Source organism: Pseudoalteromonas sp. NJ631 (genome assembly GCF_000276645.1).
Lineage (GTDB): Bacteria > Pseudomonadota > Gammaproteobacteria > Enterobacterales > Alteromonadaceae > Pseudoalteromonas > Pseudoalteromonas piscicida.
This window is the reverse complement of record NZ_AKXJ01000032.1, coordinates 1-2,748: the sequence shown is the minus strand read 5'-3', so window position 1 is coordinate 2,748 and position 2,748 is coordinate 1. Positions and strand designations below refer to the sequence as shown.

At 50.1% G+C, this 2,748-nt stretch carries 1 rRNA gene; it reads right to left on the bottom strand.

From position 1 onward, the window contains the following. A 23S ribosomal RNA gene (locus tag A587_RS0123640) occupies positions 1-2,598 on the bottom strand; the annotation flags it as partial. Positions 2,599-2,748 lie beyond the last annotated feature (150 nt).

Below are 2,748 nucleotides of genomic sequence, written 5' to 3'. Positions count from 1 at the left end.
CAGCCATACCCTTGGGACCGACTTCAGCCCCAGGATGTGATGAGCCGACATCGAGGTGCCAAACACCGCCGTCGATATGAACTCTTGGGCGGTATCAGCCTGTTATCCCCGGAGTACCTTTTATCCGTTGAGCGATGGCCCTTCCATTCAGAACCACCGGATCACTATGACCTACTTTCGTACCTGCTCGACGTGTCTGTCTCGCAGTTAAGCTTGCTTCTACCATTACACTAACCGTACGATGTCCGACCGTACTTAGCAAACCTTCGTGCTCCTCCGTTACTCTTTGGGAGGAGACCGCCCCAGTCAAACTACCCACCAGGCACTGTCCTCAACCCCGATTCAGGGGCCTAAGTTAGAACATCAACACTACAAGGGTGGTATTTCAAGGTCGGCTCCACAGAAACTAGCGTCTCTGCTTCAAAGCCTCCCACCTATCCTACACATGTAGGGTCAATGTTCAGTGCCAAGCTGTAGTAAAGGTTCACGGGGTCTTTCCGTCTAGCCGCGGGTACACAGCATCTTCACTGCGATTTCAATTTCACTGAGTCTCGGGTGGAGACAGCGTGGCCATGGTTACACCATTCGTGCAGGTCGGAACTTACCCGACAAGGAATTTCGCTACCTTAGGACCGTTATAGTTACGGCCGCCGTTTACCGGGGCTTCGATCAAGAGCTTCGCCTAAGCTAACCCCATCAATTAACCTTCCGGCACCGGGCAGGTGTCACACCGTATACGTCATCTTACGATTTTGCACAGTGCTGTGTTTTTAATAAACAGTCCCAGCCACCTGGTCACTGCGGCTCTCGTTTGCTTACAGAGCAAGTCCTTCACAAACAAGAGCGTACCTTCTCCCGAAGTTACGGTACAATTTTGCCTAGTTCCTTCACCCGAGTTCTCTCAAGCGCCTTAGTATTCTCTACCTGACCACCTGTGTCGGTTTAGGGTACGATTCAGTATGAACTGAAGCTTAGAGGCTTTTCCTGGAAGTAGGGCATCAACAACTTCACCACCTTAGTGGCTCGTCTCGACTCTCAGCCTTAGCAACCCGGATTTTCCTAAGTCACCAGCCTACAGCCTTTCACATGGACAACCAACGCCATGCTTGCCTAGCCTGCTCCGTCCCCCCATCGCATTCATACCGAGTACGGGAATATTAACCCGTTTCCCATCGACTACGCTCTTCAGCCTCGCCTTAGGGGTCGACTCACCCTACCCTGATTAACATGGGATAGGAACCCTTGGTCTTCCGGCGGAGGAGTTTTTCACTCCTCTTGTCGTTACTCATGTCAGCATTCGCACTTCTGATATGTCCAGCATGCCTCCCGGCACACCTTCAGCCACTTACAGAACGCTCCCCTACCCCGCGAACAAAGTTCCAGCATGCCTCCCGGCACACCTTCAGCCACTTACAGAACGCTCCCCTACCCCGCAGACAAAGTCTGCAGCCGTAGCTTCGGTGGTATGTTTAGCCCCGTTACATCTTCCGCGCAGGCCGACTCGACTAGTGAGCTATTACGCTTTCTTTAAAGGGTGGCTGCTTCTAAGCCAACCTCCTAGCTGTTTTAGCCTTCCCACATCGTTTCCCACTTAACATACACTTTGGGACCTTAGCTGACGGTCTGGGTTGTTTCCCTCTCCACGACGGACGTTAGCACCCGCCGTGTGTCTCCCGGATATTACTTTACGGTATTCGGAGTTTGCAAAGGGTTGGTAAGTCGGGATGACCCCCTAGCCTTAACAGTGCTCTACCCCCGTAAGTATTCGTCCGAGGCTCTACCTAAATAGATTTCGGGGAGAACCAGCTATCTCCCGGTTTGATTAGCCTTTCACTCCTAGCCACAGGTCATCCCCTAACTTTTCAACGTTAGTGGGTTCGGTCCTCCAGTTGATGTTACTCAACCTTCAACCTGCCCATGGCTAGATCACCGGGTTTCGGGTCTATACCCTGCAACTTAAGCGCCCAGTTAAGACTCGCTTTCGCTACGGCTCCCCTAAATGGTTAACCTCGCTACAGAATATAAGTCGCTGACCCATTATACAAAAGGTACGCAGTCACCCAACAAGTAGGCTCCTACTGCTTGTACGTACACGGTTTCAGGTTCTATTTCACTCCCCTCACAGGGGTTCTTTTCGCCTTTCCCTCACGGTACTGGTTCACTATCGGTCAGTTGGGAGTATTTAGCCTTGGAGGATGGTCCCCCCATATTCAGTCAAAGTTTCACGTGCTCCGACCTACTCGATTTCACTTTAGATAAGTTTTTGTGTACGGGACTATCACCCTGTTTCGTCATGCTTTCCAGCATGTTCCACTAACTACACTAAAGCTTAAGGGCTGGTCCGATTTCGCTCGCCGCTACTTTCGGAATCTCGGTTGATTTCTTTTCCTACGGGTACTTAGATGTTTCAGTTCTCCGCGTTCGCCTCGTTAACCTATGTATTCAGTTAACGATACCTGCAAGCAGGTGGGTTTCCCCATTCGGAAAACGTAGTCTCAAGCGCCTCTTCCTGGCTTGACTAGGCTTATCGCAAGTTAGTACGTCCTTCATCGCCTCCAACTGCCAAGGCATCCACCGTGTACGCTTAGTCACTTAACCATACAACCCAAAATGGTTTGTATCGTCAAAGACAGTTTAACTTCGCCAGAAGTTAATATTGAATACTAAAGTAGACGCTAATTAATCATTAAAACGATTAATCGGCATTTTCTTTCGAAAACTCGATAAATAACTTTACGTTATCTATCA